Genomic DNA, 4,944 nt, shown 5'->3' with positions numbered 1-4,944 from the left:
CACCAGCCGCGCCATCCGCATCGACCGCAACGGCGGCCCCGAGGAACTGAAGCTCGTCGACGTCGAGGTCGGCGAGCCGGGGCCGGGCGAGATCCGCATCCGCCACAAGGCCGTCGGCCTGAACTTCATCGACACCTACCAGCGCAGCGGCCTGTATCCCTTCCCGATGCCGCTGCAACTGGGCATGGAGGCCGCCGGCATCGTCGAGGCGGTGGGCGAGGGCGTGACGCACCTCGCGCCCGGCGACCGCGCCGCCTATGCCAGCGCGCCGCCCGGCGCCTACTGCGAGCTGCGTGTGATGCCGGCCCGCAGCGTGTGCCGCCTGCCCGACGCGATCTCCTTCGAGACCGGCGCGGCGATGATGCTCAAGGGCCTGACGGCGCAGTACCTGCTGAAGAAGACGCTGCCGGCCGAGGGCCTGCAGCCGGGCGACTTCATCCTCTTCCATGCCGCCGCCGGCGGCGTCGGCCTGATCGCCTGCCAGTGGGCGAAGGCGCTGGGGCTGAAGCTCATCGGCACCGCCGGCTCCGACGCCAAGTGCAAGCTGGCGCTGGAGCACGGCGCGGCGCACTGCATCAACTACGGCACCGAGGACTTCGCGGCCCGCGTCAAGGAGATCACCGGCGGGCAGGGCGTGAAGGTGGTCTACGACTCGGTGGGCAAGGACACCTTCGAAGGCTCGCTGAACTGCCTGCGCCCCTTCGGCCTGCTGGCCAGCTTCGGCAACGGTTCCGGCCCGGTGCCGCCCTTCAACCTCGGGGTGCTGGGGCAGAAGGGCTCGCTGTACATCACGCGGCCCACGCTGTTCACCCACATCGCCACGCGCGAGGCCACGCAGGCCATGGCGGATGACCTGTTCGCCGTGGTGGAAAGCGGCGCGGTGAAGATCCCGATCGCCCAGCGCTACCCGCTGGCCGAGGTGCAGCAGGCGCACCGCGACCTCGAAGCACGCAAGACCACCGGCTGCACCATCCTCACCCTGGACTGACGCCCTGTTGCCGCCGCATGCCGGCGGCGACGTCGTGGATCAGGCTCCACACCCGCTGCGCCAGCGGCGAAGGCGCGCGGTTGCGCCGGTGCACCAGCACGATGTCGCGCTCCACCGTGGGCCGCAGCGGCCGCACCGCCAGCCCCGGGATGCCGCCCGGCGGCAGGGCCAGCGCCGGCATCACGCTGATGCCGATGCCGGCCTCGATCATGCGGAAGACGGTGGTGGCGTGGCCCAGCTCCTGCGCCACCTCGCAGCGCGTGCCGTGGCGTTCCAGCGCGGCGTCGATCAGGCGGCGGCTGCCGGAGGCGTGGTCCAGCAGCACCAGCGGCCGGCCCGAGAGCGTCGGCCAGCGCACGCTGGCCGCTTTGGCCAGCGGGTGGCTCTCGGGCGCCACCAGCACGAAGGGGTCCTGCAGGATCGGCTCCTGATGCAGGTCCTCGGCGTCCTGCGGCTCGATCACCACGCCGAAGTCCACCTCGCCGGCGCGCACGCTGCCCAGCACGTCCTGCTGGATGCGGTCGAGCAGCACCAACTGGATGCCGGGCTCGCGCTCGCCGCAGGCGGCGATGCATTGCGGCATCAGGTTGGCCGACAAGGTGGGGCTGCTCGCCACCCGCACCTTGCCGCGCCGTGCGCGCGCCAGGCCGCCCACGTCCAGCAGCATCTGGTCGAGCTCGTCCAGCAGCCGGTCCAGCCGCAGCGCCAGCGCCTGGCCGGCTTCCGTCAGCGCCACCTCGCGCGTGGTGCGGTCCAGCAGCTTCACGCCGAGCTGCGACTCCAGCTCCAGGATCGAGCGGCTCACCGCCGGCTGCGTGAGGCCGATGCCGTCGCCGGCGCGGCTGAAGTTGCGCTCCAGCGCGACGGCGCGAAAGACGTGCAGTTGCCTCAGGGTGACATTCATGCGGCGAAATTATGGATTCATCAGATGAATCCATTTCACTTTTGAATGCGCCGCGTGCCCAATCGGCGTCATGGCCCGTTCGCGCTTCCTCCCCGACAACTTCACGCTCGCGCTGGTGGGCACCGTCGTGCTCGCCACGCTGCTGCCGGCCAGCGGCGGCACGGCCCGCTTCTTCGAGGGGCTGACCACGGTGGCCATCGGGCTGCTGTTCTTCCTGCACGGCGCCAAGCTCTCGCGCGAGGCCGTCCTGTCCGGCGTCACCCACTGGCGGCTGCACCTCCTGGTGTTCGCCGCCACCTTCGTGATGTTCCCGGTGCTGGGGTGGGTGCTGCGGCCGGTGCTGGCGCCGCTGGTCACGCCGGAGATCTACACCGGCGTGCTGTTCCTGTGCGTGCTGCCGGCCACCGTGCAGTCGGCCATCGCCTTCACCTCGATGGCGCGCGGCAACATCCCGGCGGCGGTATGCAGCGCCTCGGCCTCGACGCTGCTGGGCGTGTTCGTCACGCCGCTCCTGGCCAACTGGCTGGTGGCGCAGGGCCATGCGGACTCCCAGCTCGACGCGATCGGCCGCATCCTGCTGCAGCTGATGGCGCCCTTCGTCGCCGGCCACCTGCTGCGGCCATGGATCGGCGGCTTCGTCAAGCGGCACGCCAAGGTGCTGACGCTGGTGGACCGCGGCTCGATCCTGCTGGTGGTCTACACCGCCTTCAGCGCGGCGGTGATCGAGGGGTTGTGGAAGCAGGTGCCGCTCACGGCCCTGGCCGGGCTGCTGGTGGTGTGCGCGGTGCTGCTAGCGCTGGCGCTTTTCTTCACCACCTTCGCGGCGCGGCGGCTGGGCTTTTCCAAGGCCGACGAGATCACCATCGTCTTCTGCGGCTCCAAGAAGAGCCTGGCCAGCGGCGTGCCGATGGCCAAGGTGCTGTTCGCCTCGTCGGCGGTCGGCGCGATCGTGCTGCCGCTGATGCTGTTCCACCAGATGCAGCTGATGGTGTGCGCGGTGCTGGCGCAGCGCTATGCGCGGCGGCCGGCGGACGAGGAAGGCGCGGCTCCCAAGGCCGCGTCGACGGCGGCGGGCTGAGGCAGCCCCCAAGCCGTTCACGCTGAGCCTGTCGAAGCGCGGCACCCGGCTTCGACAAGAGTGCAGCCCGAACGGCTGTTGTTGCTTGCCGCCCGGGCGGGCGCAGGCTTCAGAGCGCCAGGCTCTTGAGGTACTCGCGGAACGAGGCGCCCACCTCCGGGTGCGCCAGCGCCAGCTCGACGGTGGCCTGCAGGAAGCCTTCCTTGCTGCCGCAGTCGTAGCGCACGCCCTTGTAGGCGTAGGCGTAGACGCTCTCCTTCTTCAGCAGCGAGGCGATGCCGTCGGTGAGCTGGATCTCGCCGCCCGCGCCCTTGGGCTGGTTGCGGATCTCGTCGAACACGCCGGGCGTCAGGATGTAGCGGCCGGCCACCGCCAGGCGCGAGGGTGCCTTCTCGGGCGAGGGCTTCTCGACCATCGCGCTGACCTTGGTGATGTCGTCGCCCTTGGACTCGCCGGCCACGATGCCGTAGCGCTTGACCTGGTCCAGCGGCACCTCCTGCACGGCCAGCACCGAGCCGCCCAGGTTGTTGTAGGTGCGCACCATCTGCGCCAGCACGCCTTCGCCGCCCTCGGGGCCGACCATCAGGTCGTCGGCCAGCAGCACGGCGAAGGGCTGGTCGCCCACCAGGTGCTCGGCGCACAGCACGGCGTGGCCCAGGCCCAGCATGCGCGGCTGGCGCACGTAGGAGCAGGTCATGTCCTCGGGCGCGACCGAGCGGGCGATCTCCAGCAGGGCGCTCTTGCCGCTGGCTTCCAACTGGCTTTCCAGCTCGTAGGCGGTGTCGTAGTGGTCCTCGATGGCGCGCTTGTTGCGGCCGGTGACGAAGATCATGTCGCGGATGCCCGCGGCGTACGCCTCCTCGACCGCGTACTGGATCAGCGGCTTGTCCACCACCGGCAGCATTTCCTTGGGCTGGGCCTTGGTGGCGGGCAGGAAGCGGGTGCCGAAGCCGGCCACCGGAAAGACGGCCTTGCGGATGCGAGTCGAGATGGGCATGAGCTTGGAAACTGTGGACGGTGGTATCAACAAATGCGCTCTCTATCCTACGGGACAGCCCTGTGACAGGATGTCAGCCGAGGCGCTGCAACTGTGACTGAAGACGCGCCAGCGTCGCGCCGAAGTCCGCCACGCGCTGTTTTTCCTGCGCAATGACGGCGGCCGGCGCCCGGGCGACGAAGGATTCGTTGGCCAGCTTGCCCTGCGCCTTGGCGATCTCGCCCTCGATGCGCGCGACCTCCTTGCCCAGGCGCGCGCGCTCGGCCGCCACGTCGATCTCCACGTGCAGCGCCACCCGCGCGGCGCCGACCACGGCCACCGGCGCCGCCTGTGCGGCGGCGGTCCAGGCGGCCTCGTCGTCGAAGACCTTGACCTCCGACAGGCGGGCCAGCGTCTGCAGCACCGGCGCGGCGCCGCGCAGGAAGGCGGCTTCGTCGGCGCTCTCGGCCAGCGCATACAGCGGCAGGCGCTGCGCGGGAGAGACGTTCATCTCGCCGCGCAGCTGGCGGCAGGCAGCCACCAGCGATTTGAGCCGGGCCACGTGCGCCTCGGCCGCTTCGTCGATCTTCCCGGGCTGGGCGACGGGGTAGGGCGCGACCATGACCGAGTCGCCGGCGCGGCCCGCCACGGGCGCGACCTGCTGCCACAGCGCCTCGGTGATGAAGGGGATGACCGGATGCGCCAGGCGCAGCAGCGCCTCCAGCGTGCGGATCAGCGTGCGGCGGGTGGCGCGCTGCTCGGCCTCGCCGCCCTGCTGGATCTGCACCTTGGCGATCTCCAGGTACCAGTCGCAGAACTCGTCCCAGGCGAACTGGTAGATGGCGTTGGCCACGTTGTCGAGCCGGTAGTCGGCAAAGCCCTGCGCCACCTCGGCCTCCACGCGCTGCAGCCGCGAGGCGATCCAGCGGTCGGCCTGGCTGAAGTGCATGTAGCCGTGGAAGGCGCCGCCCGGTTCGCATTCGGCCTTCGTGTGTTCC

At 70.6% G+C, this 4,944-nt stretch carries 5 protein-coding genes; 2 read left to right on the top strand and 3 right to left on the bottom strand.

The window, feature by feature from the left end; translation table 11 throughout:
* Positions 1–13 precede the first annotated feature (13 nt).
* Complete coding sequence (locus ACIY1X_RS24760; RefSeq protein ID WP_399685883.1) at positions 14–988, top strand: quinone oxidoreductase family protein; 975 nt, start codon at positions 14–16, stop codon at positions 986–988.
* On the opposite strand, the gene ACIY1X_RS24755 is transcribed toward ACIY1X_RS24760, so the two are convergent.
* Positions 975–1,892, bottom strand: a complete 918-nt coding sequence (locus ACIY1X_RS24755; RefSeq protein ID WP_399685880.1) for a LysR family transcriptional regulator — start codon at positions 1,890–1,892, stop codon at positions 975–977. The genes ACIY1X_RS24760 and ACIY1X_RS24755 overlap by 14 nt on opposite strands.
* 70 nt (positions 1,893–1,962) lie before the next feature.
* Here ACIY1X_RS24755 and ACIY1X_RS24750 point away from each other — a divergent pair, with 70 nt between their 5' ends.
* Complete coding sequence (locus tag ACIY1X_RS24750) at positions 1,963–2,970, top strand: bile acid:sodium symporter family protein (RefSeq protein WP_038205299.1); 1,008 nt, start codon at positions 1,963–1,965, stop codon at positions 2,968–2,970.
* Positions 2,971–3,079: 109 nt separating this feature from the next.
* On the opposite strand, the gene galU is transcribed toward ACIY1X_RS24750, so the two are convergent.
* Together galU and ACIY1X_RS24740 are read right to left on the bottom strand one after the other, a co-directional pair.
* Complete coding sequence (gene galU / locus ACIY1X_RS24745; RefSeq protein ID WP_038205302.1) at positions 3,080–3,967, bottom strand: UTP--glucose-1-phosphate uridylyltransferase GalU; 888 nt, start codon at positions 3,965–3,967, stop codon at positions 3,080–3,082.
* Between the two features lie 73 nt (positions 3,968–4,040).
* Positions 4,041–4,944, bottom strand: a 904-nt coding sequence (locus ACIY1X_RS24740) for a class I tRNA ligase family protein (protein WP_399685875.1), incomplete at its 5' end; no start/stop codon positions are given.

Origin of the sequence: Xenophilus sp., from assembly GCF_044462705.1 — a bacterium.
Lineage (GTDB): Bacteria > Pseudomonadota > Gammaproteobacteria > Burkholderiales > Burkholderiaceae_C > Xenophilus > Xenophilus azovorans.
Note: the sequence above shows the minus strand (reverse complement) of the source record. Positions and strands in the feature narration are given on the sequence as shown.